Annotated in this window: 25 protein-coding genes; 19 read left to right on the top strand and 6 right to left on the bottom strand. The window is 63.6% G+C overall.

The window, feature by feature from the left end; genetic code table 11:
- Positions 1 to 107 precede the first annotated feature (107 nt).
- The gene (locus tag AC3D25_RS22615) at positions 108 to 1,403 is read left to right on the top strand and encodes a replication protein O (RefSeq protein WP_488890713.1); all 1,296 of its coding nucleotides are present in this window, start codon (positions 108 to 110) and stop codon (positions 1,401 to 1,403) included.
- Positions 1,404 to 1,810: 407 nt separating this feature from the next.
- Here AC3D25_RS22615 and hmpA read toward each other — a convergent pair whose 3' ends face one another.
- Complete coding sequence (hmpA, locus tag AC3D25_RS22610; RefSeq protein ID WP_488890712.1) at positions 1,811 to 2,992, bottom strand: NO-inducible flavohemoprotein; 1,182 nt, start codon at positions 2,990 to 2,992, stop codon at positions 1,811 to 1,813.
- Between the two features lie 119 nt (positions 2,993 to 3,111).
- Here hmpA and norR point away from each other — a divergent pair, with 119 nt between their 5' ends.
- From norR to AC3D25_RS22570, 8 genes are all read left to right on the top strand, one after another.
- The gene (gene norR / locus AC3D25_RS22605) at positions 3,112 to 4,722 is read left to right on the top strand and encodes a nitric oxide reductase transcriptional regulator NorR (protein ID WP_488890711.1); all 1,611 of its coding nucleotides are present in this window, start codon (positions 3,112 to 3,114) and stop codon (positions 4,720 to 4,722) included.
- Positions 4,723 to 5,085: 363 nt separating this feature from the next.
- The gene (locus tag AC3D25_RS22600; RefSeq protein ID WP_488891055.1) at positions 5,086 to 5,763 is read left to right on the top strand and encodes a c-type cytochrome; all 678 of its coding nucleotides are present in this window, start codon (positions 5,086 to 5,088) and stop codon (positions 5,761 to 5,763) included.
- A gap of 49 nt (positions 5,764 to 5,812) precedes the next feature.
- Complete coding sequence (locus AC3D25_RS22595) at positions 5,813 to 7,048, top strand: c-type cytochrome (protein ID WP_488890710.1); 1,236 nt, start codon at positions 5,813 to 5,815, stop codon at positions 7,046 to 7,048.
- 15 nt (positions 7,049 to 7,063) lie between these two features.
- Positions 7,064 to 7,249: a hypothetical protein gene (locus tag AC3D25_RS22590; protein WP_488890709.1), complete on the top strand. Its 186-nt coding sequence runs from the start codon at positions 7,064 to 7,066 to the stop codon at positions 7,247 to 7,249.
- 16 nt (positions 7,250 to 7,265) lie between these two features.
- Positions 7,266 to 7,841 (top strand): cupredoxin domain-containing protein, encoded by a 576-nt coding sequence (locus tag AC3D25_RS22585; protein WP_488890708.1) that lies wholly within the window; start codon positions 7,266 to 7,268, stop codon positions 7,839 to 7,841.
- Positions 7,831 to 9,456, top strand: coding sequence for a b(o/a)3-type cytochrome-c oxidase subunit 1 (locus tag AC3D25_RS22580; protein ID WP_488890707.1), 1,626 nt, complete (start codon positions 7,831 to 7,833; stop codon positions 9,454 to 9,456). Before AC3D25_RS22585 ends, AC3D25_RS22580 begins: the two co-directional genes overlap by 11 nt.
- Positions 9,453 to 10,253: a c-type cytochrome gene (locus AC3D25_RS22575; protein WP_488890706.1), complete on the top strand. Its 801-nt coding sequence runs from the start codon at positions 9,453 to 9,455 to the stop codon at positions 10,251 to 10,253. The genes AC3D25_RS22580 and AC3D25_RS22575 overlap by 4 nt, the downstream gene beginning before the upstream one ends.
- A 102-nt stretch (positions 10,254 to 10,355) precedes the next feature.
- Positions 10,356 to 10,616: a hypothetical protein gene (locus tag AC3D25_RS22570; protein ID WP_488890705.1), complete on the top strand. Its 261-nt coding sequence runs from the start codon at positions 10,356 to 10,358 to the stop codon at positions 10,614 to 10,616.
- Between the two features lie 30 nt (positions 10,617 to 10,646).
- On the opposite strand, the gene hpxZ is transcribed toward AC3D25_RS22570, so the two are convergent.
- Positions 10,647 to 11,024, bottom strand: a complete 378-nt coding sequence (gene hpxZ / locus AC3D25_RS22565; protein ID WP_488890704.1) for an oxalurate catabolism protein HpxZ — start codon at positions 11,022 to 11,024, stop codon at positions 10,647 to 10,649.
- Between the two features lie 121 nt (positions 11,025 to 11,145).
- Between hpxZ and AC3D25_RS22560 the strand changes: the two genes are divergently transcribed.
- From AC3D25_RS22560 to oxlT, 3 genes are all read left to right on the top strand, one after another.
- Entirely contained in the window at positions 11,146 to 11,931 is a 786-nt protein-coding gene (locus AC3D25_RS22560) for a GntR family transcriptional regulator (protein WP_488890703.1), read from the top strand.
- Positions 11,932 to 12,097: 166 nt separating this feature from the next.
- Positions 12,098 to 13,717 carry a gamma-glutamyltransferase family protein gene (locus AC3D25_RS22555; RefSeq protein WP_488890702.1) on the top strand — a complete coding sequence of 540 codons (1,620 nt, stop codon included), beginning with the start codon at positions 12,098 to 12,100 and terminating at the stop codon, positions 13,715 to 13,717.
- A gap of 137 nt (positions 13,718 to 13,854) precedes the next feature.
- Complete coding sequence (oxlT, locus tag AC3D25_RS22550) at positions 13,855 to 15,141, top strand: oxalate/formate MFS antiporter (protein WP_488890701.1); 1,287 nt, start codon at positions 13,855 to 13,857, stop codon at positions 15,139 to 15,141.
- A gap of 5 nt (positions 15,142 to 15,146) precedes the next feature.
- Here oxlT and AC3D25_RS22545 read toward each other — a convergent pair whose 3' ends face one another.
- From AC3D25_RS22545 to AC3D25_RS22530, 4 genes are all read right to left on the bottom strand, one after another.
- Complete coding sequence (locus tag AC3D25_RS22545) at positions 15,147 to 15,284, bottom strand: hypothetical protein (RefSeq protein WP_488890700.1); 138 nt, start codon at positions 15,282 to 15,284, stop codon at positions 15,147 to 15,149.
- Between the two features lie 14 nt (positions 15,285 to 15,298).
- The gene (locus AC3D25_RS22540) at positions 15,299 to 15,553 is read right to left on the bottom strand and encodes a hypothetical protein (protein ID WP_488890699.1); all 255 of its coding nucleotides are present in this window, start codon (positions 15,551 to 15,553) and stop codon (positions 15,299 to 15,301) included.
- Positions 15,554 to 15,628: 75 nt separating this feature from the next.
- A complete protein-coding gene (locus AC3D25_RS22535) occupies positions 15,629 to 15,832 on the bottom strand; it encodes a hypothetical protein (RefSeq protein ID WP_488890698.1) in 204 nt (67 codons plus the stop codon).
- 91 nt (positions 15,833 to 15,923) lie between these two features.
- Positions 15,924 to 17,888 (bottom strand): phosphatase PAP2 family protein, encoded by a 1,965-nt coding sequence (locus tag AC3D25_RS22530; protein ID WP_488890697.1) that lies wholly within the window; start codon positions 17,886 to 17,888, stop codon positions 15,924 to 15,926.
- 227 nt (positions 17,889 to 18,115) lie between these two features.
- On the opposite strand from AC3D25_RS22530, the gene AC3D25_RS22525 reads away from it, so the two are divergent.
- From AC3D25_RS22525 to AC3D25_RS22495, 7 genes are all read left to right on the top strand, one after another.
- On the top strand, positions 18,116 to 18,907 hold the full coding sequence (locus AC3D25_RS22525) for an N-acetylmuramidase domain-containing protein (RefSeq protein WP_488890696.1): 792 nt from the start codon (positions 18,116 to 18,118) through the stop codon (positions 18,905 to 18,907).
- Between the two features lie 181 nt (positions 18,908 to 19,088).
- Positions 19,089 to 19,763: a FadR/GntR family transcriptional regulator gene (locus AC3D25_RS22520; protein WP_488890695.1), complete on the top strand. Its 675-nt coding sequence runs from the start codon at positions 19,089 to 19,091 to the stop codon at positions 19,761 to 19,763.
- Positions 19,764 to 19,842: 79 nt separating this feature from the next.
- Complete coding sequence (locus tag AC3D25_RS22515) at positions 19,843 to 21,498, top strand: ABC transporter substrate-binding protein (RefSeq protein ID WP_488890694.1); 1,656 nt, start codon at positions 19,843 to 19,845, stop codon at positions 21,496 to 21,498.
- A gap of 46 nt (positions 21,499 to 21,544) precedes the next feature.
- A complete protein-coding gene (locus tag AC3D25_RS22510; protein WP_488890693.1) occupies positions 21,545 to 22,498 on the top strand; it encodes an ABC transporter permease in 954 nt (317 codons plus the stop codon).
- A 2-nt stretch (positions 22,499 to 22,500) separates the two neighbouring features.
- Positions 22,501 to 23,397 (top strand): ABC transporter permease, encoded by an 897-nt coding sequence (locus tag AC3D25_RS22505; RefSeq protein ID WP_488890692.1) that lies wholly within the window; start codon positions 22,501 to 22,503, stop codon positions 23,395 to 23,397.
- Positions 23,397 to 24,464, top strand: a complete 1,068-nt coding sequence (locus AC3D25_RS22500) for an ABC transporter ATP-binding protein (protein ID WP_488890691.1) — start codon at positions 23,397 to 23,399, stop codon at positions 24,462 to 24,464. The genes AC3D25_RS22505 and AC3D25_RS22500 overlap by 1 nt, the downstream gene beginning before the upstream one ends.
- A complete protein-coding gene (locus AC3D25_RS22495) occupies positions 24,461 to 25,483 on the top strand; it encodes an ABC transporter ATP-binding protein (protein WP_488890690.1) in 1,023 nt (340 codons plus the stop codon). The genes AC3D25_RS22500 and AC3D25_RS22495 overlap by 4 nt, the downstream gene beginning before the upstream one ends.
- Positions 25,484 to 25,487 lie beyond the last annotated feature (4 nt).

Raw genomic sequence — 25,487 nt, 5'->3', positions numbered from 1 at the left:
CGCTTCCCGACGCCAATCGGGTCACGAGTGCACACCTCGAAGTGTAGCGAATAGCGATCGGCAGTCAAGCATTTGCTCTCCATTTTCCGAAAATGGACGCTTGAACTATGCTTATCGCGCAACTTTCCGTTGCTGGCGAGGAACGTCATCGCCCTGTCGCGTCAGACCGCCAATCTGACATCGACTCGAACACCGCCGTCAACACAGATTCCGATCACACCGCTCGCGAAGAATTCGAGTGTGATCGAACCAATCTGCCCTGGGTGATCTTTCGGGCCGCTCATCGCGCAAATCACGTTTCGACGTTGCCAGCACGCGCCCGTGCGTTACTGGCAGCACTCGCGCGCACCGTCGACGCCAATCGACCCTACGCGGCTATTTTCGCGCGACGGGAGTTATTGACTGGGCGAGCGATGCAGTCGATGCGCACGTTCTACCGCAGCGTCGATGATCTCGATGCAGCGGGCCTCATCACACGCGCACCACAGCGACGCCACGGTGAGGCGGGTCTGTTCGGCCGTGCGTACTTGCATTTGACCGTGACAGCCGCCACGCTCCTTGGGCTCGTCGAAAACGTGTCTTCGGAAGCTGCGGATGCTGGCGCCAAGTTGGCCGGCGTTTCTTCCACTATGGACGCGCATCCGAGCGCAGCATCTTCCCAAGCCGGTTCTTTGGCCGCACCGTCTGCCAGCGTGGCAGACGGTGCTATATATAAAGATCTATACCCAAGGATTCAAAAGAGACAACCAGGTCGACTTCCCGCGGATCTCAGCCGCCTGTTGGGATTGGGTTTTCATGAATTCCTGATTTTTAAATTAATGCGTGAAGCGAGCACGCACGCACAGCGACTCTCGGATGTCGTGGAAGCAACCTGGGAACATCTTCAACGCGCCAAACGGCCGATCAGTTATCTGCGCGCGCTCCTGCGCACCCCCGTCGATTTTTCGCACCAAGTGCGCTCCCGCGCTGTAACTCGCGCCGAGCAGGATCGATCGAAATTGGAAGCTGAGGCCGTGCTTGCAACAATCCAAGCCTGCGCGGGGCAGCAATTTTTCGATACACACAACACGCGATCGTTCGAGATTGCCGACGATGGTGAAAGCGCTATCGTTCACGACGCCCGCGAGACACGATCGCGAATCGCCGCTGGCAAGTGGGCGCCCGAATTCGTTCGCGCTCTCGCTGAGGCACGCCTTGTCCCGGCAACGCCCGAGCGGAGACAAGCCTTTCAATCGCTGCGCGAAAGCCACGGTGCGTCGCTCCAACCGCGCGAACTCGCCGACCTGCGTTCGCAGAAGCCTGTTCGGACGCAGGTGATCGACCAACGCCTGAACGACATGAAACGCCTGCTCCGCGCTTCATGTGCGGGCGTAAGCGTGACTGGCCTAGTGACAGGTTCGTGATCGGCAATCGCGAGATTTTCGCAACGTATGCAGACGAATCCACTAGCCGAGAGCGGGACGTTGCGAAGACGCTGTTCACGCAAAAGTTATCCGCTGTCGTTCAAAGTCGGCGCGGGATTTCGCGTCGCGGTCGCTCCGCATTATGCGAGACGCATCGAAACGCGATAGGCACAAGGCAGAGGAGGGCACGCAACGGTGCAGGGACAACGCAACACGATCAAGAAATTCCGACTGGACAGCGAACAGCAACGATCAACTCATACCCGAGTAGGAATCCTAATAATCTGCAGCCTGGGTATTCGCAGACTTCTCCTCTACGACACCACACCGCCAAAAGGCGCCACGCCGAGCGCACAAAACCGCGCCGCCCGGCGACCGCCCACTGCCCACCACCCACCGCGCTCGAATCAATCCAGCGTTGAAGCAGGACCAAAGAATTCGTAGCGACTTTGCGCCTCCGGCACACCGAGCGCCTTAAGATGCTTTTTGACAGCCTTCATAAAATTCGGCGGTCCCAGAAAATACACATCGACATCGCGCGTTTCCGGCATCCACGTCGCGAGAAGCGACTCGTCGAGATAACCGATACCGTGCGCCGACGCGTCGCCCTCGCGCTGTTGCTCGTAGCAATAGAAATGCTTCAGTTGCGAATGACGCGCGGCAAATCGTTCGATATCCTGTCGAAATGCATGAACGCCGCCATGGCGCGCTGAATGGATGAAATGCACCGGACGTTTCGTATCGAGTGCCGATTGCAACATCGCGAGCGTCGGCGTGATGCCTACGCCGCCGCTGATCAGCACGAGCGGCTTTTCGCTCGCTTCAAGCCTGAAATCGCCGGCGGGCGCGAAGAGTTCGATCGCATCGCCTTCGTGAATTTGCCCGTGCAGAAAATTCGACACAAGGCCGTTGGGCTCGCGCTTCACGCTGATGCGGTATTCGTGCCCGTTCGCTGCCGCCGAGAGCGAGTAATTGCGCCGAACTTCCTCGCCGCCGATCACGAAGCGCACGCCGATATACTGCCCCGAATGGAACGCGAGCAATGCGCCGCCGTCATCGGGACGCAAGTAGAACGAAGTGATTTCATCGCTTTCCACCACTTTTCGTGCGACGCGGAAGAGCCGCGTGCCGCGCCAGCCGCCAATTGCCGATTCGCGCTCGCTGTACATCTTCTCTTCGAGTCCCATCAAAATATCGGCGAGTTGCTGGTACGCCGCGCCCCAAGCGTCGATCACCGCGTCGGTCGCTATTTCGGCGCCGAGCACTTGGCGGATCGAGCGAAGCAGGCAACCGCCGACGATCGGATAATGTTCCGGCAGGATGTTCAGCGCGACGTGTTTGTTGATGATCTGCGAAACGAGGCCGCCGAGTTGTTCGAGTTGATCGATGTGCCGCGCGTACACCAGCACGCCGTTGGCGAGTGCGCGCTGCTGCGCGCCGCTCGCCTGATGCGCCTGATTGAATAGCGGCCGCACCTCTGGATACTCGCTGATCATCAAGTTGTAGAAATGGGTGGTCAGCGCTTCGCCGCCGCTTTCGAGCAGCGGCACGGTCGCCTTGACGATGGCGCGATGTTCGGCTGAGAGCATATTTTTGTTCCTCGATCTGAGTGGATTAAAGATCGACCGCCTAAGCGGCCGTTGTGGTTTACTATCCACGATCCGTGCCAACGTTAAACCCTACGAAAATCAAACACTTAGGTTCAGAAATGGTCCATTCGACCGCAGTCAAGCCGACTCACGATGAAGTCAAAACGACTGCAAGAACGCTTCTCGATGCGCTCATTCCGCTGATGCAGGACCTTTCGGTCGATCTTGCGGAAACCGAGCGCTACCGGCGCTTGCTCGAAAGTCTGCGCGCGCTGTTTCCGAGCGACGCGACCGCGCTGCTCAAACTGGAGGGCGATACGCTGGTCCCGCTCGCGATCGACGGATTGAGCAGCGACACGCTCGGTCGGCGGTTTCGCGTGGCCGATCATCCGCGCTTCGCGCAGTTGCTGTCCCACGAAGGCCCGACGCGTTTCGCCGCCGATTCCGAGTTGCCCGACCCCTACGATGGCTTGGTCCAGCACGTTGCGGGTGAACTCGAAGTTCACGATTGCCTGGGCTGTCCGCTCGTGATCGGCGGGCGTCCGTGGGGACTTCTGACGCTCGACGCACTCGATCCCGCGCGCTTCGACAGTATCGACATGCCGTCGCTCGCCGCGTTTGTGAGTCTCGCGGCGGCGACCGTGAGCGTCGTCGAGCGTATCGACACGCTCGCGCGCACGGGCGAAGAAGCGCGGCGTCGCGCGGAGGCTTATCGGCAGGCGAGCGGACAAAGCCGCCGGGAAATGATCGGGAGCAGCGCGCCGCACCGGCGGATGATCGAGGAAATCGAGACGGTCGCCGCGAGCGATCTCACGGTGTTGATCACCGGCGAAACGGGCGTCGGCAAGGAACTCGTCGCGAACGCGATTCACGCGTTGTCGGCGCGCTCGGCCAAGCCGCTCATCAGCCTGAACTGCGCGGCGTTACCCGATACGCTCGTGGAAAGCGAACTGTTCGGGCATGTGCGCGGCGCGTTTTCGGGCGCATCCGCCGACCGTCGGGGCAAGTTCGAGTTGGCCGACGGCGGCACGCTTTTCCTCGATGAAGTCGGCGAATTGCCGCTCGCCGTGCAGGCCAAATTGCTGCGCGTGCTTCAGAACGGGCAGTTGCAGCGGATCGGCTCGGATAGCGATCATCGGGTGGATGTCCGCCTTATCGCGGCGACGAACCGCGATCTCGCCGAGGAAGTGCGCGCCGGACGTTTCCGCGCGGATTTTTATCACCGGCTGAGTGTTTATCCGCTACGCGTGCCGCCGCTGCGCGAGCGCGCGCACGACGTTTTGCTGCTGGCGGGATTTTTCCTCGAAGAGAACCGCGCGCGGCTCGGTCTGATGAGCCTCCGGCTTTCCGCCGATGCCCAAACGGCGCTGCTCGATTACCGCTGGCCCGGAAACGTGCGCGAACTGGAGCATCTGATCGGGCGAAGCGCGTTGAAGGCGCTCGCGGCACATCGTGAAAGGCCGGGACGCGATAGACCGAAGATCGTCACACTCACGGCCGACGATCTCCGGCTCTCCGACTCCGCCACCGGCTCCGCGAACTCACCGGCTTCCGCACCGGCGCTCGCGCTCGCGGGACAAGATTTTCGCGGCGCGGTGGCGTCGTTCGAACGTAATTTGCTGCTCGAAACGCTGGCTCGCCACGGGCAGAACTGGGCGGCGTCGGCCCGCGAACTCGGGATGGATCGGGCGAATCTGAACCGGCTGGCGAAACGGCTGGGCCTCAAGTGAAAAGAATGCGCACACCAAATGCTCCGAAAATGGTATCGGTTGCGTAAAGCGCGCGGCCTGATCGACACGAAATGCGATTGTGGCGCGTACTAAAAAGATCGTCCGCATTGTTTCATCGGCGTCGCGCGCGTCACCAAAAAGCGCCTCTGCAATGCCGAAATTTGCGATTCCAGACTGCCCGGCGACGTTTAAAAATTCGGCAAATCCATTTGTGTGCATTAAGCTTCAAACTCGGCTGATGGGCGAGAAGGCACAGGCCGAACCAATCAGGCTTTAAGCAGTGCTCCAGGTTGAACCGCTCCGTTCGATAAAAAGTCAGACGAGGACACGGTGGGCATACGCAGGGGTCTATTCACGGTCGCGCTGTTCGTGTCGCTCAGTCATCCGGCTTTTGCCGCGGGCGACGAGGCCGCGCGCGCTCCCGACACCATGCAGGCCCGCGTGCTGGGCTGCGCCGCGTGTCACGGCGCGCACGGCGAAGGCACGGACAACGACTACTTCCCGCGCCTGTCCGGCAAGCCCGCCGGCTATCTCTACAATCAGTTGCTCGCATTCCGCGACGGCCGGCGCAAGTATCCGCCGATGAACTATCTGCTTGCGTATCTGCCCGATCCGTATCTCAAGCAGATCGCCGATTACTTCGCCGCCGAGCATCCTCCGTTTCCGCCCGCGCGCCCCGTGAAGGCGGATGCAGCCACGCTAGCGCTCGGCAAATCGCTAGTGGAGAAGGGCGATTCGTCGCGTCAGATTCCCGCCTGCGCGGCATGCCACGGCGCCGCGCTGACCGGCATGGAACCGGCGATCCCCGGCTTGCTCGGTCTTCACTCCGATTACCTCAGCGCGCAGTTGGGCGCGTGGCGTTACGGCACGCGCAGCACGGTTGCGCCCGATTGCATGAAGCAGGTCGCAACCCGTCTCGGCGAGCGCGACATCACGGCCATCGCCGCGTATCTCGCGTCGCTGCCCGCGCCCGCCAACCCCGCGCCGGCCGCGGCGGGTTCGCTCAAGATGCCGCTCGCGTGCGGCAGCGTTGCCAACTAGTCGAGGATTCGACGTGCTCAGTCTCCGGTCCCTCAAGGCGTTTGCAGCAATGATCGCTTGCAGCGCCGCGAGTTTGATGTCGACAGGTGTGAACGCGCAGACGCCCGCCAGCGCCGACGCCGCGCTGCTCGCCCGGGGCGAATATCTCGCGCGCGCGGGCGATTGCATCGCGTGTCACACGATGCCGGCCGGCAAGCTGTTCGGCGGAACGCGGCCGATGGAGACACCGTTCGGCACGCTCTACGCGCCGAATATTTCGTCGGACAAGAAGAACGGCATAGGCGCGTGGACCGCGACCGAGTTCTACAACATGATGCACACGGGGAAGTCGCGTGACGGCACGCTGCTGTATCCGGTGATGCCGTTCGCGTCGTACACGAAAGTGACCCGCGCGGATTCGGACGCGATCTACGCGTATCTGCAGTCGACGCCGCCGGTCGATGTGCCGAACCGCGCGCATCAGTTGCGTTTTCCGTTCAATCAGCGTTCGCTGTTGATCGGCTGGCGCACGTTGTTTTTGCGGCAGGGCGAATACAAGCCGGATTCGACGCAATCGGCGGAATGGAACCGCGGCGCTTATCTGGTGGAAGGTCTCGGCCATTGCACGATGTGTCACACCGCGATCAACGCGCTCGGCGGAAACTCGCCCTGGAAGACCTTCGAAGGCGGCCTGATTCCCGTGCAGAACTGGTACGCGCCGTCGCTCACGTCGAATAAGGAAGCGGGGCTCGGCAACTGGAGCATCGAGGATATCGTCGATCTGCTGCATTCCGGCGTGTCGAATCGCGGCGCCGTGTACGGCCCGATGGCGGAAGTCGTCTACGACAGCCTGCAATATCTGACCGAGGAAGACGTTCGCGCGATGGCCGTTTATCTGAAGGCGCTGCCCGCGCGCTCGGGCGAGAAGATCGCCACGGCGGACGCCGCCGTCACCGAGCAGAAGAACAACCTGAGTCCGCTCGGCAAGAAAATCTACGACGCGCAGTGCGCGCTGTGCCACGCGGCCGAAGGGCAGGGCAAGCTGCCGCACTTCCCGCCGCTCGCGAACAATCAGTCGATCGTGATGAATTCCGCTGTGAACCCGATCCGCATGGTGCTCAATGGCGGCTACGCGCCCGGCACGAAGAAGAATCCGATGCCTTACGGCATGCCGCCGTTCGCGCAGTCGCTCTCGGACGTTGAAGTCGCCGCCGTCGTCACGTATATCCGCACCGCGTGGGGAAATCACGGCGCGCCGGTGTCGGTGAAGGAAGTGAACGAACTGCGGTCCGCGCCGCTTTATTGAGCACACGAGGATACGATGAGCCAGCCATCCGGCGAAAGCCGCACCGACGCCGAAGCGCGCGAGGACGAGGCGGTCGAGGATATCGTCACGAACGGTCCGCGTGGCGCGCTCGCACTCGCAAGCACGGCGACCGCCATCGTGTTCGCGCTCTGGTACGCGTTCTACTTCTTCGTCTTTCTGCCTCGCGGCGTGATCCAATGAACCGGCCCGAACGTCGATGAATTCCACTCCGCACAAGCACGATTCCGCCGGAGTCGCCGAAAAAGTCGAGCGGCGCTGGGCGATCGTCGTCACGCTGCTCGTCTTCTCCACCGTCGCGATGGTGATTTATACGGGCCTGCACTGGGCGTCGATGCCGCCTTCGCGCGTGGAAACCGTGCGGCCGGAGTCGCTCAACGTGGCCGGCGAATTCGTCGAAGCGAACCTCGGCAGCGCGGTGGAAACGGACGGTTCGGTGACGGTGCGGATCGTGGCGCAGCAGTACTCGTTCACGCCGCAATGCCTGCTGGTTCCCGCCGATACGCCCATCACCTTCCGCGCGACGAGCGCCGACGTCGTGCACGGCTTTCTCATCACGAACACGAATATCAATTCGATGCTGGAACCGGGCTACGTGTCCACGTTCAAGAGCACCTTCACGCGCCCGGGCGACCATCTGATGCCGTGTCACGAATACTGCGGCACCGGGCATCAGGGCATGTGGGCGCACGTCAAGGTGATCGACCGCGCGGAATTCATGCGGATGGCGGCGCAGTTGCCGGCGAACTCGCGGAGACTCAGTTGTGTTAAATAGCAAGCGTCTCGTTCTCGCGCATTTCTGGCTGGCGTTCATCGCCTTCGGCGTCGCGCTGCTGCTCGGCGCATGGCAGATGTACGTGCGCAGCCCGCTGCATCCGTGGCTGCAGAATCCCGAACTCTATTACCGCTCGGTCACGGCGCACGGCTCCGCGATGGGCTATGTTTTCCCGACGCTCATCGCGATGGGTTTCGGTTACGCGGTGTCCGAGCTCGCGTTGAAGCAGAACCTGATCGGGCCGCGCTGGGCGTGGGCCGGTTTCATTCTGGTGGCCGTCGGCTCGGTTACGGCCATGATTCCAGTGGCGATGGGTCTCGCGTCGGTCCTGTACACGTTCTACCCGCCGATGATCGGCAACGCGTTTTACTACATCGGCGTCGTGCTCGTGGTGGTGGGATCGTGGATCTGGGTCGCGCTGATGTCCGTGAACATGACCGCCTGGAAGCGCGCGAATCCCGGCAAACCGGTCCCGCTCGCCATGTTCGCGACGGTGGCGGGCGCATATTTGTGGGGCTGGACGGCGGTGGGCGCGGCGCTCGAAATCCTCTTCCAGATCCTGCCGGTGGCGCTCGGACTCAAGACCACCATCGACGCCGGCCTGGCCCGCGTGTTCTTCTCGTGGACGCTGCACGCCATCGTCTATTTCTGGCTGATGCCCGCGTATATCGCGTATTACACGATCATCCCGCGCGCGATCGGCGGGCGCCTTTATAGCGATTCGATGGCGCGTATCTCGTTCATCCTGTTCCTTGTGGTGTCGATGCCGATCGGCATTCACCATCTTTTCGCCGATCCGCAAGTCGGCTCCGGATTCAAGTTCATGCACTCGGTGTTCACCGCGCTCGTCGCCGTGCCGACGCTTCTGACTGTGTTCACCATTTGCGCGTCGGTCGAGATCGCCGCGCGCCTCAGAGGCGGGAAGGGCGCGTTCGGCTGGATTCGCGCGCTGCCGTGGGACAACCCGCTCATGCTCGCGGTCGCGTTCTCGTTCGTGATGCTCGGCTTCGGCGGAGCGGGCGGGCTCATCAACATGAGCTACCAGCTCGACTCGACGATCCACAACACGCAATGGATCACCGGCCATTTCCACCTGATCTTCGCGGGCGCGATCGTCATCATGTACTTCGCGATCGCCTACGATTTGTGGCCGCATCTGACCGGCCGCGCGATGACGAGCCTCAAACTCATGCGCGCGCAGTTGTGGCTGTGGTTCATCGGCATGATCGTGCTGACGTTCCCGTGGCACTACGCGGGCATTCTCGGCATGCCGCGACGCATGGCGTTCTACGATTACACCGATCCCGAGATCGCGGCGCAGGCGATGTCGGTGGTCATTTCCGCGATCGGCGGGTTCATTCTCGTGATTTCCGCCGTGCTGTTTTTCATCGTGCTGATCCGCGCGCATCGCGGCCCGGGCGTCGTGCTCACTGAATACCGATTCAGCACGGCGGTGCATGTGCCGAAAACCTTGCCCGTCGCGTTGAACAGCTTCGGCTTGTGGCTTGCGCTGATGATCGGCTTGACGCTCGTCAACTACGGCTATCCGATCGCGCAGTTGGTCACGCGCCAGGACACCTCCGTGCCCGCCGTGCCGATGGGAGCACCGCGATGAACGAAGAAGAACGCCTGTTCACCTTCCGCAACCGCTGGTTCGCGACGAGCGTCGGCGCGACAGTCGCGGTTGCCGTGTGCGGCGCGCTGATCGGATTCGTGTGGCTGCCATCGGCGCAAAGCGACGCGCCGTTTCAGGGCATCTGGAATGCGATATGCAGTGCCGCCGGCGTGCCGCAATCGTGGCTCGCCGGGACGCCGCTCGTCTCGACTGTGCGCACGAGCGCCGTCGAAGTCACGCCGCAACTGCTGTCGAATGCGAGCCGGACGTCGATCGGACGTGGCGCGACGCTCGCGATGCGTTGCACGATGTGCCACGGCGAGCGCGGCATGAGCGACGCGAACACGCCGAACCTCGCCGGACAGTATGCAGTCGTGATCTACAAGCAGTTGCTCGATTATCAGAGCGGCGCGCGGCGTAACGCGGTCATGTCGCCGATGGCCGCGCATCTCACCGATGTCGAAATGCGCGATCTCGCGACTTACTACGCGTATTTGCCGCAACCGGTGGCGCAGCGTGCCGTCGATGCGGCCGCCGCGCCGTCGGTGGTCATGCACGGCGCGCCGATGCGCAACATCGCGCCTTGCGCGTCGTGTCACGGCGGCATCGACAACAAGGCGGGCAGCCCGTGGCTCGACGGTCTGCCCGCCGCGTACACAAAAATGCAGTTGCGCGCGTTCGCCTCGGGCGCGCGGCATAACGATATCAGCGGGCAGATGCGCAACATCGCGCGGAATATGACGGATGAGGAAATCGACGCGGCGGCGGCGTTTTATGCGGGGACGCCAGCGCGGTGAGTGGATTTCTGCGAAAAATCAAGTCGGGTAGCGGATAACCGGGAAATACCCAAGTCCAAAATCGGCGGGATCGGGATAGTCTTCTTCAAAAGGAGACAATCCATGAAAAAGGCCTTCAATGTTTGCGCGGCGCTGATGGTCGCGCTGCTCATCGCCAATCAGGCCGTAGTGCGGGTGCAGGCGGGCGAGCGGACGTCGATGAAGACGTCCCTAAGCTGCGCGCAAGGCGCCGACCGTGTCCGCGCGATCGCGGTGGAGAAAGGCTTTTCGGTTGCCGGTTCCGGCAGCCAGGCCGAAGTTTTCCTGTCGAATTGCCTGATTACGGGCGGCGGCCGTGTTGGCGATAGCTACGCCCGCAATTGACCCGAAGGAAACCGAGGGCGCGCCGCGCCTTCATTCATCCATCCAGCTGACGTGCGCGGCCACCACGCGCCACTCGCCGTCGATCTTCGCCCATGTCTGCGATTGCCGCCCGATGCGCGGCTCGCTCGCGCGCCTGAACGTGATGTTCGCGACGGCGAAGTCCGTGCCGAAGGTCGTGATCGACCGATCGACGATCGTGCGCGACAGTCCCTTTCCCGGCCGCTGCGCGCGGAATTCGCGGATCGCATCGTAACCCTGCAGATTTTCGGTCGCGCCGTAGCGCAGCGTGTGCGGGCTGACCCAGAACAACGTATCGAGCGCGGGCACGTCGTTCGTCGTGAGCGCGGTTTCATAGGCGTCGAAGGCGGCTTCGACGGCGGCGTAGGTAGCGGGATCGTTGATGAGCATGGCGGATTCTGAGTGTGTTCAGACTCGACGATACCTGCTCGGCGTCGAGCGTGCAGCCAAGCGAAACAAATCAGCCGAACGGATTTTTTCCGCGCGCGGTTTGTTGATAAGCTAAACCGCCATGTCCGATACCCTCATCGCCCCCTTTCTCGAAATCGATCCCGCGCCCGCCCTCGCCCGGGCGTCGTCGCGCGCGGATCACGTGTATCTGCGCCTGCGCGAAGATATCTTCGATCTGCGTCTGCTGCCCGGCGACAAGCTGACCGAAGGCAGTGTCGCCGAACGCTTCGATGTGTCGCGCACGCCCGCCCGCGAAGCGCTGCAACGGCTCCAGAGCGATGGCCTGATGCAGGGCTATGTGCGCGGCGGCTGGGAAGTCGTGCCGATCGACATCAAGCGTTTCGACGATCTCTACGAAATGCGCGAACTGATCGAAACCTTCGCGGTGCGCAAACTCTGCACGGCAAGCAACGCGTCGCGTCCCGCCTTCGACGATCTGCTGGGTGCGCTCGAACGCGTCTGGAAAGTGCCGCGCAAGAAGCGCTCGCGCGACGGCCGCGAAGTCGCGGCACTCGACGAAGCGTTTCATCACGCGCTGGTGCGAGCGGCGGATAACGAAGAACTGACGAGCGCGATGCAGCGCGTGACCGACCGGATCCGCGTAGTGCGGCGGCTCGATCTTGTCTACGGCGATTGTCTGGACGAGACCTACGAAGAGCACGCCGCTATTCTCGACGCCCTCCGCGCGCGCAAGCTTTCGCGCAGTCTCGAACGGGTGTCGCGCCATATCGAGGGCAGTCACGCGGAAGTGCGCAAGCTCACCATGCACCGTCTGCAGAGCGCGCGCACCGCGTTGGGGCCGGATAGCGCGCCGTACGCACCACCGAAGCAGCGTCGCACGGTTTAGCTTTATCGGCGGCGGGCGCGGCTGGAAGCGCCGCAGTCTTTTCCAGTGTGGGTTCTTAAGCTGCTTGAATCTTTTCAGCGTTTGCTGGCATGGTTCTCGCGTTGTCGACGTTCATGTATACAAGCAAAAGGATTGACGCGATGCAATGCAATATAGGCGGAGCGCGATGAGCGCGCCCACATTGAACCCGACGCGCGGCGCGCGCGGCATGGCCGTTGCGCCACATGCGCTGGCGTCGCAAAGCGCGCTTGCCGTGTTGCGCGACGGCGGCAACGCGGTGGAGGCAATGGTCGCGGCCGCCGCGACCATCGCGGTGGTGTATCCGCACATGAACAGCATCGGCGGCGACGGCTTCTGGCTGGTTTCGCGCCCGGGCGAAGCGCCGATCGGCATCGAGGCGTGCGGTGGCGCGGCCCTTAACGCGAACGCCGATTTGTACCGCTCGCTCGGCATGAGCGCGATCCCGACGCGCGGGCCGCTCGCGGCGAATACGGTGGCGGGCACCGTGTCCGGTTGGTCGCGCGCGCTCGCGGTTTCGCGCGACGCACTCGGCGGAAAGCTGCCGGTGTCGCGGCTTCTCGAAGACGCCATCCATTACGCAACGCACGGTTGTCCGGTCACGCGAAGCCAGTCGATGTGCATTGCATCGAAGCGCGAGGAACTCGAAAACGTCGCGGGATTCGCAGAAACGTATCTCGGCAGCGCCGACGCGCCGCGCATCCCGGCAACCGGTGAGCGCTTCGTCGCGCCGCGTCTCGCCGCGACGTTGCAGCATCTCGCCGACGCCGGTCTCGACGATTTCTATCGCGGTGACCTCGCGCGCAGTATCGCGGGCGATCTTGAAGCGCTCGGCACGCCGCTCGCGCTTGCCGATCTCGAACGTCACGAAGCGCGCCTGCGCACGCCGCTTGCGCTCACGCATTCGCTCGGCACGGTCTACAACATGCCGCCGCCGACGCAAGGACTCGTCTCGCTATTGATTCTCGGCGTGCTCGACCGGCTGCTCGATAGCGGCATGGACCCGCTCGGTCCCGAGTTCGTGCATGCCTGCGTCGAGGCGACCAAACTCGCGTTCAAAGTGCGCGACGAACACATCACCGACCCCGATCACATGCAGATCGATCCGGTCACGCAACTCGATCCCGCCGCGCTCGACGCAATGGCGCGCCAAGTCTCGATGATCGCCGCTGCGCCGTGGGGCAAAGGGCGCGGGCCGGGCGACACGGTCTGGATGGGCGTGATCGACGGTGATGGCGTGGCGGTCAGCTTTATCCAGAGCATTTATCACGAGTTCGGCAGCGGCATCGTCTTGCCCGCCTCGGGTATCAACTGGCAAAACCGCGGCTGCAGTTTCTCGCTCGATCCGCTGTCGCGCAATCCGCTGATGCCGGGACGTCGCCCGTTTCACACGCTCAATCCGGCGCTCGCGCGTTTTGCCGACGGCCGCACGATGGTCTACGGAAACATGGGCGGCGACGGGCAGCCGCAATCGCAAAGCGCGGTGTTTTCGCGGATCGCGACGTTCGGCTGGAATCCGCAGGCCGCGATCGACGCGCCGCGCTGGCTGCTCGGCCGCACGTGGGGCCAGACGACCGATTCGCTGAAGCTCGAAGCGCGTTTCCCGGCGGCCACGGTGGAAGCGCTGCGCGCGCTCGGCCATGACGTCGAAACGCTCGGTGCCTACGACGAAGCGATGGGCCACGCGGGTGCGATCGTGCGGCATCCGGACGGGCTTCTGGAAGCCGGCCACGATCCGCGCAGCGACGGCGCGGCAGCAGGCTGGTAGCGCCACAAGACACCTCGGTTTACCTCGTACCTCGCAATCCGGCTGCGCATCGCGCACAGCCGGAGGGCGGCGTGCATCCATAAGTTTTTAAAACTCACGACCACGCAATCACGCAGCATCACGATTGGAGAATTCCGATGACCACACCTTCGCAGACACTCAACGATCCGGCGGGCGCGGGTGCGTCGACCGTCACCGCGCGCAGCCGCTGGCTGCAATTGGGCCTCGGCCTCGTCTGCATGATGGCGATTTCCAGCCCGCAATATGTGTGGACGCTGATGACCAAGCCGCTCTCGGCCAAGCTCGGCGTGCCGCTGCCTGAACTGCAGGTCACGTTTTCACTGCTCATCATTTTGCAGACGTTCTTCTCGCCGTTTCAGGGCAAGCTCATCGACCGGTTCGGGCCGCGTACGCTCATTTCCATCGGCACGGTCATGTCGGGCTTGAGCTGGGTGCTTGCATCGCAGGCAACCACGACGTCGATGCTCTATCTCACGTATGGGCTCGTCGGCGGGCTCGGCACAGGGATCGTGTATGTCGGCGTGGTCGGGTTGATGGTGCGCTGGTTTCCGGATCGTCGCGGCTTCGCGGCCGGCGCGGTCGCGGCGGGCTACGGCATGGGCGCGATCGTCACGACGTTCCCGATCGCGGCATCGCTGCAATCGCGCGGGGTCGATGCGACCTTGTGGATTTACGGCATCGTGTTCGCGGTCGTCGGCTTTATCGCGTCGCAAGGCTTGCGCACGCCGCCCGCGCTCGCCGCTGCATCGGCTGCGGGTTCGGTTCACGCATCCGGCGCGCGCGACATGCGTCCCGCGCAGGTGCTCAGGACGCCGATCTTCTGGCTCATGTTCGCGATGATGACGATGATGTCCACGTCCGGCCTCATGGTCACCTCGCAAATGGCGACCTTCGCCGCCGACTTCGGCGTGACCAAGGTGCTCGTGTTCGGCATGGCGGCGTTGCCGCTCGCGCTGACCATCGACCGCTTCACGAACGGACTGACGCGCCCGTTGTTCGGCTGGGTATCGGACCGCGTGGGCCGTGAAAACACGATGTGCTTCGCGTTCGCGCTGGAAGGCGTGGCAATGGCGCTGTGGCTGCTGACGCGCGATAACGCCGTGTTGTTCGTGCTGCTCTCGGGCGTCGTGTTCTTCGGCTGGGGCGAGATTTTTTCGCTGTTTCCGTCCACGCTTACCGACACTTTCGGTACGCGCCACGCAACCGAAAACTACGGCTGGCTTTATATCTCGCAAGGCATCGGCTCGATTTTCGGCGGTCCGCTCGCCTCGCTGATGCACCAGAAAGCCGGTAGCTGGGTGCCGGTATTCGGCACCGCGATCACGCTCGACATTCTCACGGCCGTGCTCGCAATCGCGCTGCTCAAGCCGCTGCGCGCACGTTATCTCGCTCGCGCTCGCTGACCGGGTCAGCGCTTCGCGGCAAGGCGATGCGTCGAGCGTGCCATGCCGAACGGAAGCGCGAGTCCCGCGAACACGCCGAGCGCGGAGCCGAGCATCGACAGGAATTCGGTCGGCTGAAAGTGTTGCCACGCGATGTAAAGCACGCCGGCCACCTCGCTTATTGCGGCTTCGCGGGTTGCTTCGCGCGCGCGCCATGATGCGGCGGCCCCTTGAACATCGCCTGGCATTGCGGGCTGAGTTCCGCGTAATGCTGCTTCATACAGGCGGTGATCTTTTGTTCGTCGGGGATGTCGGTGGCGCAAAAATGCAGCGCGTCGCCTTTGCAGGCTTTGGTCTGTTCGTCGCGCGTGGCGGCGAACGATGCGCTCGTGAGAGCGGCGAAGGTCAGGATAAGGGCGAGGAAACGGCGCATTGTCGATAATTCGTATGACGGGACAAAGCGTTCAGCAAGTTACGCGCCCGAGTGGTGGACTCGGACGCGTCTGAATCAGCTGAGGCCGAGCGGCATCCACGGATCACCGCTCAGCGCGGGGTAATCGGTCCACGCTTGAGCGCTCAGACGCGCGATTTCCTGGAGGTTGTCGCGGAAATCCGGGCTTTTCTGATAGCCGATAAAAGTCGCATCCGCGACGGCGGAGAACAGAAACAGCGCGAACGCGATGCGTTCGAGGATAGGGAAGCGATGCGGCATGGCGGGAATGTCCTTTGTTAAAAAGGATTATAACCAATACCAAGGGTTTTCCCCTAGTTCAATGCTGCACCGCGTCATCTTCCTGTTGTGTTTACGCGTCGATATGGATCTTCACGCCCGATGAGCTATAAGTCGCCGTCGCCTTGAACCCGTCCACCGTGACCGTGCCGAACCGGCCTTGCAGGCTGCTGCAATCGATCAGATCGATCGTGTCGCCCACCTTCGGCGTGTAACCCGAGGCGAACTTCACATGCAGCGTGCCGCCGACGAGCGTCGTCTGGCCGGCAACGGCGAGCAAGCCCTGATCGCCGTTGCCGCGATCCAGTTCCAGCGTGCCGCTCGCGAGTTGCGTGAACTTCCCGCCGATCACCGCGCGCGACGCCGCGTTTACCGCGACCGTCCCGGCGCTGACGTACACGTCGCCCGTGCCGAATGCCTTGGCCGAATCGGCCGCGAGCGTGCCGCCTTGCACTTCCGAGCCGCCGCTGTACGTGTTTGCGCCCGCGAGACGCAGCGCGCCGGTCCCGGTCAGCGTCAACTTGCCGGTGCCGGTGATGTCGTTGCGCCAGGTGTCGGTGGCGTTGAAGCCGCCGAGCGACGCGTCCATCGCAACCGCCACGTTCCCCGCGAAAGCGCCGTAACCATCGGCGGCGGCGAAGAGATTCAGACGGCCCCAGCCTTCGGCGTCGTCGAGGACCGGGAAGCCCGATGCCAGCGCGGTGGTTTTCAGCACCACGCGGCGCTGGTCCGCGCTCAAGTACGGCAAGCGCGTTTCGAGCAGCACCTCGGCGCTTTTCGGCACCACGGCGGGCGACGTCGATGCGGCGATTGCGCCGAAGCCGAACGTCAGACGGCGCGTGTAGTTGGCGGCGTTCGTCGCGTGATCGGCGAAACGGTCGGTCGCGGTCGTGCCCGACACGGCGTAGGCGCGGAAGGTGTCGGCGGTCGTGCCGGTCAACGTGTAAAGCGCGGTGTGCGCCTGCGCGACGGCGGTTTGCTTGAGCGTCGCGTTGGCGGTGTCAGCGAGGTTCGCGGCCACGACTGCTTCACCCAGAATGCGCCCGCCGATCACGTCGAGCGGCGAATGCATGCCCGCCAGAATGCGGTTCTCGCCGAGTTCGAGCCCTCGGCTCAGCATCTCCTGGTAACGCTCGGGCAGGATATAGGCCATCGCGAGCGCATCGCGCATCGCCTCGGCCGAGTGGCCGCTCGGGAAGCCGCCATCGGTCGCGGGCGTCGAGCTTTCGGCGGGCACGAGCGTCGGCGCGACGACTACGCTCGTGCTCCAGCGGAACGGCCGCGCGTATTTATAGAAGCGCTTGGCCGGTTCGGTCGAACCGTTGTTGCCCATCGTATTGATCAGATCGACGACCGATCCGAACTGCGTGTTGGTCGCGCTGCCCACGCCCGTGTTCGTGCCGGAATCGTTGTAGAGCGTGGTGGTGGCGTCGGCGGGAATGGTCGTGATGCTGGTGGATTGCTGCGCGGCCGTGCGCCATACGCTGGTGAGCGGGCCCATGCCGTCCGACACGCTATAGCCTTTGTTGCGCCGGTCGTCGTAGTACGCGGCTTCGGCTTGCGCCGCCGTGCGCGCCGTGGTGGCGTTGACCACGTATTGCACGTTTGCCGCGAGCACGGTCGGGTTCAGCGCGGTGCCGCCGGGCGTACCGTCGTTCGGCAAACCCGTCCACGTCGATGCCACGACAGCCGGAAACGCGCCGGATGCGGGCGCGGTGACGCCTGCATCGACGATATCCGTGAGCGGTTGCCACAGCGTCCGGAAACCGGCCAGCACGCGCACGCCGGCGTTCGTATCGAGCGTCGCGTAGCGGGCGTCGCCGCGCTGGTTGGTCGCGGCGTTATCGACGAAGGCGGCCACGCTCGAAAGAACCGGCGCGCTATCGACGAAGCCCGGATCGGCGGGTGGCGCGGGGATCGAGGTGACTCTAGAGGTATCGGCGCTGTCGCCCGAGTGGCCGCCGCAGGCCGCGAGCAGGAAGGCGGCGGACGACGCCGCGACGAGGGAACGAAGGAAGAACGAGTCAGGCGAAGACATCCGGGCGAGTCCTGTAGTGCGTGGGGAGGAAGCGCGCAGTCTAGGGACGGAACATGAAGCTTTCGTTACCTTGCCCAAAAAGCTGACGGATGCGCTGCGGCGGCTTGCGTGCGCGCTTTCAAAAAACACGGCTCCGATTCGATCTTCTTAAAGGCATCGCCACGGCACTTGCACGCATTTTCGCGACCGTCGCGATGCCGGCCATCCGCCTTTTCAAGGAGACGATCGTGCAGACTGAGTTCAAGGGACATGGAACCGCGCTCGACAGCGATGGACTCGCCGCAGCGCTAGACGTGCTGAAGGTCGGGGCATCCGAGTTGTGGGCGGTGCTCGCGGTGGAAACTTCCGGCGTGGGATTCTTCACGGACCGGCGTCCGAAAATTCTTTACGAGCGCCACGTATTCAGCCGCCTGACGAATCACGAATTCGACGCCGATCATCCCGATATCAGCAGCCGCACGCCCGGCAATTACGGGCCGACCGGCGCGCATCAGTACGACCGGCTCGATGCCGCGATCGCACTGAATCGCGACGCGGCGTTGCAAAGCACGTCGTGGGGACTCGGCCAGACGATGGGTTTCAACTTCAAGCAGACGCAATCCACGAGCGCCGAAAACATGGCGCAGCGGATGAGCGTGTCGGAGAGCGAGCAGCTTTTATGCGCGGCGGGAGAAATGGCTGCGGGCGGCGCGATCGGCGCGCTGCGCGCACGCGACTGGACCAACTTCGCGCGCATCTATAACGGCGCGAATTTCGCGATCAACAATTACGATGCGCGGCTACGTGCGGCGTATCAGTCGTACGCGTTTGGTGGGACGCCGGACTTGCGGGTACGCGCTGCGCAGAACGATTTGACCTTTCTTGGATTTGCGCCGGGGCAGGTGGATGGCGTGCTGGGAAATCGCACGCGCGATGCTATGAATCTGTTTCAGGCGAAGCAGAAGCTGCCTACCACGACCGTTCTCGACGATGCTACTTTTGAGCGGCTTCAGGCGGTGGTTGGGGCGTTGCCGGTTTGATCCTGAGACCCATCGCAGCGCCCGCAAACCGTGCGCCGCACCATTCCGAGCGCCTCGGCTAGGTGCAAACCCTAGCCGACCTCGACGCTCCAAACCCCTAACACCTTGTTTTTAAACATCTAGTTAATCCTGGCACGATTCGCGCATAAGTACGACCGGTCCTACCGGTAGGAGTGCGTGAATGAGCATGCCGAACTTCGTTGCCCAAACCTTGCAGCAACGAATTCTCTCTGGAACGTATGCGCCCGGCGACGTGCTGCCGGGCCAGCGCGAACTCGCGGAACAACTCGGCGTGAGCCGGGGCGCGCTGCGCGAGGCGGTATCGGTGCTGACGACGCTCGGGTTCGTGCGCTCCGTGCCGGGCAAGGGCACGTTCGTCGCGCATCCGGGTGAGCGTGATATCCGCGATAGCCAGATCGTCGACCCCAGCCACAGCGCCGAACAGACCATGCAGTTGCGCTACATCGTCGAGCCGTCCGCCGCCGCGCTCGCCGCGCGCGTCACGGGCGCCGACGCTGCAACGGTCCTGCGAGGTCTTCAAACGCGCTTCCACGACGCGCTCTCGAAGAACGATCTGCTCGATGCCGCGAGTTGCGATCTCGCGTTTCATCAGGCCATCGCGGCATTCTCCGGCAACGACATTCTCATGCAGATTTCGCGTTCGTTCGAAGACCGGATCGGACGCAGTCAGCGCTTTCCGCTTGCGAATACGCCGCGCCTCATCGAGGCGTTCGAGGAACACGAACTGATCGTTGCCGCGATCGTCGGCGGTCACGCGAAGGATGCGCACAACGCGATGCAACGCCATTTGCGCGGTGCGGCCGAACGCGCGGGCGTCGCCTTCACGATTCCCTGAATTTCAGCAAAAGCCCTTAATTAAAGGCACTTTTCGACCGATTCACCCAAGATCAACCCCCGTCGAGGACCGTACTGGCATGAGCATAATCAAATCGAGTTTGCTGACCTTGAGCTGCGCGCTGGCCATTGGCGCGATGTTGCCCGCGAGCGCATCGGCGCAGGAAAAGACTTTGAAGATCGGCATGACGGCGGGCGATATTCCGCGCACGCTCGGCCAGCCCGATCAAGGTTACGAAGGCAATCGCTTCACCGGCATCACGATGTACGACGCTCTCACGCAATGGGACCTGAGCCACGAGAAAGGCCCGAGCGAACTGATCCCGGATCTCGCGACGTCGTGGCAAGTCGACCCGAAAGACCACACGAAATGGATTTTCAAGCTGCGTCCGGGCGTGAAGTTTCACGATGGATCGGCGTTCAATGCCGACGCCGTGGTCTGGAACGTGAACAAGGTGCTCGACAAGACCGCGCCGAACTTCGACCCGAGCCAGGTCGGCGTGACCGCCTCGCGCATGCCGACATTGCGCTCGGCGAAGAAGATCGACGATCTCACGGTGGAACTCACCACGTCCGAACCGGACTCGTTCCTGCCGATCAACCTCGCGAACCTGTACATGGCGTCCCCCGCGCAATGGGCGAAGAAGCTCGCGGCCGTGCCCGCTTCGGCGACGGATGCCGCCGAGCGCGACAAGCAGGCGTGGATTGCCTTCGCCGCCGATGCATCGGGCACCGGCCCGTTCAAGATGGCGCGTTTCGTACCGCGCGAACGGCTCGAAATGGTGAAGAACACGGAGTACTGGGACCCGGCGCGCCGTCCGAAGATCGACCGTGTCGTGTTGCTGCCGCTGCCCGAGGCGAACACGCGCACGGCGGCGCTGCTGTCGGGTCAGGTGGACTGGATCGAGGCGCCCGCGCCGGATTCGATGGACGCGATCAAGTCGCGCGGCTTCAAGATCTATTCGAATCCGCAGCCGCATGTCTGGCCGTGGCAGGTGTCGTTTCTGCCGGGCTCGCCGTGGCTCGACAAGCGCGTGCGTTATGCCGCGAATCTCTGCGTGAACCGCACGGCGCTCAAGGAGTTGCTCGGCGGCCAGATGAGCGAGGCGACCGGCACCTTCGAACCGGGCGATCCGTGGCGCGGCAATCCGAACTTCAAGATCAAGTACGACCCGGACGCGGCTCGCAAGCTGATGACCGAGGCGGGCTATTCGGCCGCCAAACCGCTCAAGGTGAAGGTGCAGATTTCGGCATCGGGTTCCGGCCAGATGCAGCCGTTGCCGATGAACGAGTTCGTGCAGCAGAACCTGAAGGGCTGCTTCTTCGACGTCACCTTCGACGTCGTGGAGTGGAACACGCTCTACACGAACTGGCGGCTCGGCGCGAAGGATCCGTCGGCGCACGGCGCGAACGCGACCAACGTGAGCTTCGCCTCGATGGACCCGTTCTTCGCGATGGTGCGCTTCACGAGCACGAAGGCGTTCCCGCCGGTCTCGAACAACTGGGGCTACTACAGCAACCCGAAGATCGACGCATTGATCCAGCAGGCGCGCACGACCTTCGACGCCAAGCAGCGTGACGCATTGCTCGCACAGCTGCACGGCGAGATCGTCGATGACGCGCCGTTCATCTGGATCGCGCACGACACCGGCCCGCGCGCCATCGCGGCGAAGGTGCATGGCGTGGTGCAGCCGAAGAGCTGGTTCATCGACATCGCCACCATGTCCATCAACTGATCTGAACCGCCGTCCGCATTCGTTGCGGGCGGCACGGGACTTCATCATGCTTTCCTACCTTCTGCGGCGCGCGCTGTACGCATTGCCGATCATGCTGGGCGTGGCGTTCATCTGCTTCATGCTGGTCCATATCGCGCCCGGCGATCCGCTCGTTTCGATCCTGCCGCCGGACGCCTCGGCGGACCTCCAGAAACAGTTGATGGAACTCTACGGCTTCAACCGGCCATTGCCGGTGCAGTTCACGAGCTGGGTCTGGCGCGCGCTGCACGGCGATCTCGGCACGTCTATCGCGACAGGCCGTCCGGTTGCCGGCGAGGTCTTCAAGGCGGTTGGCAACACGATGATGATCGCCGCGCTCGCCACGATAATCGGCTTCGCGTTCGGCTCGCTGTTCGGCTTCGTGGCGGGTTATATGCGCGGCACGTGGATCGACCGGCTGGCTTCGCTCATTTCCGTGACCGGCGTGAGCGTGCCGCATTACTGGCTTGGCATGGTGCTCGTGATCGTGTTCTCGGCCAAGCTGATGTGGCTGCCCGCGACCGGCGCGGGCCCGGATGGATCGGCGGACTGGGCGTGGGACTGGACGCATTTCCAGTATCTGATCCTACCCGCCGTCACCATGTCGTTCATCCCGATGGGCATCATTGCGCGCACGGTGCGGGCGCTCGTCGCCGACACGCTTTCGCAGGAATTCATGGTGGGCTTGCGGGCGCGCGGATTGAGCGAGCACGCGCTGTTCCGACATGTGCTGAAGAACTGCGCCCCGACCGCGCTCGCCGTGATGGGCCTGCAACTCGGCTATCTGCTCGGCGGATCGATTTTGATCGAGACGGTGTTCTCGTGGCCCGGTACGGGTTTCCTGCTCAACGCCGCGATCTTTCAGCGCGATCTGCCGCTCTTGCAGGGCACGATCCTGATTCTCGCGCTCTTTTTTGTCGTCCTGAATCTGCTGGTCGATATTCTTCAAACCGTCTTCGATCCACGCATCGAAAGAGGCTGACCATGACTACGACTATCTCCGCTGGCGGTGAAACCGCCACGTCCGCCGCCGCGCCGCTGCGCTCGCGCGGCCACGGCGCGAACGTGCTGCGCCGTCTCGTGCGCAACCCGCAAGCCATGTTCGGCGCCGCCGTGATCCTCGTGTTTCTCACGATGGCCGTGGCCGCGCCGCTCCTCATGCCCGCCGATCCGTTCGCCGCCTCGATGTTCAGCCGCCTCAAGCCGCTCGGCACGCCCGGCCATCTGCTCGGCACGGACGAACTCGGCCGCGACATGTTCTCGCGGCTGATTCTCGGCGCGCGGCTCTCGCTCTTCATGGGCGTCACGCCCGTGCTGCTCGCGTTCGGACTCGGCGGCGCGATCGGCGTGACGGCAGGCTACGCGGGCGGCGTCGTCAATGCACTCGTGATGCGCACCATCGACGTGCTGTACGCGTTTCCCTCGGTGCTGCTCGCCATCGCGTTGTCGGGCGCGCTCGGCACGGGCATCGGCAATGCGCTGGTGTCGCTGACCGTCGTGTTCATTCCGCAGATTGCGCGGATTGCGGAAAGCGTAACCACGCAAGTGCGCCGGAGCGATTACGTCGATGCCGCGCGCGCCTCGGGCGCGAGTGCGTTCACCATCGTGCGCGTCCACGTGCTCGGCAACGTGATCGGACCGATCTTCGTATTCTCGACCAGCCTCATTTCAGTCTCGATGATCCTCGCCTCCGGTCTCTCGTTCCTCGGCCTCGGCGTGACGCCGCCAAACCCCGAGTGGGGCCTGATGCTCAACACGCTGCGCACGGCCATTTACACCCAGCCGTGGCTCGCCGCGCTGCCCGGCGTGTTCATCTTCGCGACGTCGATCGCGTTCAACGTGTTGTCCGATGGCCTGCGCGCCGCGATGGAGATCAAGTGATGGCGACGGCATTCGACGACGAACGCGACATAGGCGGACCGGCGCAGCCGCTTCTCAGCGTGCGCGACGTGGTGCGGCACTTTCCACTCGGCAACAAGGGCCTGCCGTTCACGAAGGACGCGCGCCGCGTGGTGCGCGCCGTGGACGGCATCTCGTTCGAGATTCGCAAGGGCGAGACGCTCGGCGTGGTCGGCGAGTCGGGCTGCGGGAAATCGACGATGGCGCGCGTGCTGATGCAATTGCTCACGCAGGATAGCGGCGAACTGATCTTCGACGGCGAGACGGTCGGCTCGCGCGCGCTGCCGTTGCGCCAGTTTCGCCGTCAGGTTCAGATGGTGTTTCAGGACAGTTTCTCCTCGCTCAATCCGCGCATGACGATCGAGGATTCGATCGCGTTCGGCGCGACCGTACACGGCGTTTCGCAGCGCAGCGCGATTGCGCGCGGGCGCGATCTGCTGGCGCGCGTCGGGCTCGATCCGGTGCGTTTCGCGGGACGTTATCCGCATGAGCTGTCGGGCGGGCAGCGTCAGCGCGTGAATATCGCGCGGGCGCTCGCGCTTGAGCCGCGCCTCGTGATCCTCGACGAGGCGGTGTCCGCGCTCGATAAATCCGTCGAGGCGCAGGTGCTGAATCTGCTGGCCGATCTCAAGGCGGAGTTCGGCCTGACGTATGTGTTCATCAGCCACGATTTGAACGTCGTGCGCTATATGTCGGACCGCGTGGTCGTGATGTATCTCGGCGAGATCGTGGAGATTGGTCAAGCCGACGCCGTATTCGCTCGCGCGCTGCATCCATACACGCGCGCGTTGCTCAACTCCATGCCGAGCGTCGATCCGACGCGCCGCACGACGGTCGCGCCGCTTTTCGGCGATCCACCGAATCCCATCGATCCACCGAGCGGATGCCGCTTCCACACGCGCTGTCCGCAAGCGCAGGACGTGTGCCGTGTGCGCAAACCGGCGATCACGCGCGTGGGCGAGGGTCAGGTGACTTGCCTCGAATACGAGCCGGCGAGCGGCTACGTGCCGGGCCGCGCAGTGACTGCCATCGAAGAGGTGAACCCATGAGCGCCACGCCGGAATCAAGCATCAGCCTGCGCGATCTGAAAGTACGGTTCGTGCGCGACGGGCGCACGGTGCATGCGGTGAACGGCGTCGATCTCGACGTTGCGCGCGGCGAAGTCGTCGCGCTGCTCGGCGAATCGGGATCGGGCAAAAGCGTCACGCTGCGCTCGATCATGCGGCTGCATTCCGAGAAGACGACGCGCATAGAAGGCGGTCTGAGCGTCGAAGGACGCGACGTGCTGACGCTGTCGCGCGGTGCGCTTTCGGCGCTGCGCGGCAAGGTCGTTTCGATGATCTTCCAGGAGCCGCTGCTCGCGCTCGATCCGGTCTACACGCTCGGCGCGCAGATCGTCGAGATGGTGCGCCGGCATCAGCGCGTATCGAAGCGCGAGGCGAGGAAGCGCGCGCTCGCGCTGTTCGAAAAGGTACGCATTCCGAGTCCCGAGCGGCGGCTTGACGCGTATCCTCACGAGATGTCGGGCGGCATGCGGCAACGCGCGATGATCGCGCTTGCGTTGTCGTGCGAACCGCGCGTCCTGCTCGCCGACGAGCCGACCACCGCACTCGACGCGACCGTCCAGATTCAGATCCTGCTGCTGCTGCGCGAGCTTCAGCAGGAGTTGAATCTGTCGATCGTATTCGTCACGCACGATATCGGCGCGGCGACGGAAGTGGCCGACCGGATCGCGGTGATGTACGCGGGGCGGATCGTCGAACAGGGGCCGGCTATCGCGCTGCTGACCGAACCGCGCCATCCGTACACCATCGCGCTCTTGCGCGGCCGCACACACGGCGCGATGGAGAAGGGCGCGCGCCTTGCGACGATCGGCGGTGCGCCGCCCGATCTGTCCACGCTGCCGCCCGGCTGCGCGTTCGCTCCGCGCTGCCCGCATGCTATCGACCGTTGCCGCGAGACGCAGCCCGAGGAGCGCGCGGTCGGTGCGGCGCACTCGGCGCGCTGCATCCGAGTGGATGAAATCGCGACACTGCCCGTTCCCACCGATCCCGTTCCCGCACACTGACGCC

The sequence above is a fragment of the Caballeronia sp. SL1002 genome, from assembly GCF_057814995.1.
Note: the sequence above shows the minus strand (reverse complement) of the source record. Positions and strands in the feature narration are given on the sequence as shown.

What these genes read in the sequence shown, in the direction of transcription:
- AC3D25_RS22615 (WP_488890713.1), top strand. Translation starts at nt 108, where the DNA reads ATGCTTATCGCGCAACTTTCCGTTGCTGGCGAGGAACGTCATCGCCCT.
- hmpA (WP_488890712.1), bottom strand. Translation starts at nt 2,992, where the DNA reads ATGCTCTCAGCCGAACATCGCGCCATCGTCAAGGCGACCGTGCCGCTG.
- norR (WP_488890711.1), top strand. Translation starts at nt 3,112, where the DNA reads ATGGTCCATTCGACCGCAGTCAAGCCGACTCACGATGAAGTCAAAACG.
- AC3D25_RS22595 (WP_488890710.1), top strand. Translation starts at nt 5,813, where the DNA reads ATGATCGCTTGCAGCGCCGCGAGTTTGATGTCGACAGGTGTGAACGCG.
- AC3D25_RS22590 (WP_488890709.1), top strand. Translation starts at nt 7,064, where the DNA reads ATGAGCCAGCCATCCGGCGAAAGCCGCACCGACGCCGAAGCGCGCGAG.
- AC3D25_RS22585 (WP_488890708.1), top strand. Translation starts at nt 7,266, where the DNA reads ATGAATTCCACTCCGCACAAGCACGATTCCGCCGGAGTCGCCGAAAAA.
- AC3D25_RS22575 (WP_488890706.1), top strand. Translation starts at nt 9,453, where the DNA reads ATGAACGAAGAAGAACGCCTGTTCACCTTCCGCAACCGCTGGTTCGCG.
- AC3D25_RS22570 (WP_488890705.1), top strand. Translation starts at nt 10,356, where the DNA reads ATGAAAAAGGCCTTCAATGTTTGCGCGGCGCTGATGGTCGCGCTGCTC.
- hpxZ (WP_488890704.1), bottom strand. Translation starts at nt 11,024, where the DNA reads ATGCTCATCAACGATCCCGCTACCTACGCCGCCGTCGAAGCCGCCTTC.
- AC3D25_RS22560 (WP_488890703.1), top strand. Translation starts at nt 11,146, where the DNA reads ATGTCCGATACCCTCATCGCCCCCTTTCTCGAAATCGATCCCGCGCCC.
- AC3D25_RS22555 (WP_488890702.1), top strand. Translation starts at nt 12,098, where the DNA reads ATGAGCGCGCCCACATTGAACCCGACGCGCGGCGCGCGCGGCATGGCC.
- oxlT (WP_488890701.1), top strand. Translation starts at nt 13,855, where the DNA reads ATGACCACACCTTCGCAGACACTCAACGATCCGGCGGGCGCGGGTGCG.
- AC3D25_RS22540 (WP_488890699.1), bottom strand. Translation starts at nt 15,553, where the DNA reads ATGCGCCGTTTCCTCGCCCTTATCCTGACCTTCGCCGCTCTCACGAGC.
- AC3D25_RS22535 (WP_488890698.1), bottom strand. Translation starts at nt 15,832, where the DNA reads ATGCCGCATCGCTTCCCTATCCTCGAACGCATCGCGTTCGCGCTGTTT.
- AC3D25_RS22530 (WP_488890697.1), bottom strand. Translation starts at nt 17,888, where the DNA reads ATGTCTTCGCCTGACTCGTTCTTCCTTCGTTCCCTCGTCGCGGCGTCG.
- AC3D25_RS22520 (WP_488890695.1), top strand. Translation starts at nt 19,089, where the DNA reads ATGAGCATGCCGAACTTCGTTGCCCAAACCTTGCAGCAACGAATTCTC.
- AC3D25_RS22515 (WP_488890694.1), top strand. Translation starts at nt 19,843, where the DNA reads ATGAGCATAATCAAATCGAGTTTGCTGACCTTGAGCTGCGCGCTGGCC.
- AC3D25_RS22510 (WP_488890693.1), top strand. Translation starts at nt 21,545, where the DNA reads ATGCTTTCCTACCTTCTGCGGCGCGCGCTGTACGCATTGCCGATCATG.
- AC3D25_RS22505 (WP_488890692.1), top strand. Translation starts at nt 22,501, where the DNA reads ATGACTACGACTATCTCCGCTGGCGGTGAAACCGCCACGTCCGCCGCC.
- AC3D25_RS22500 (WP_488890691.1), top strand. Translation starts at nt 23,397, where the DNA reads ATGGCGACGGCATTCGACGACGAACGCGACATAGGCGGACCGGCGCAG.
- AC3D25_RS22495 (WP_488890690.1), top strand. Translation starts at nt 24,461, where the DNA reads ATGAGCGCCACGCCGGAATCAAGCATCAGCCTGCGCGATCTGAAAGTA.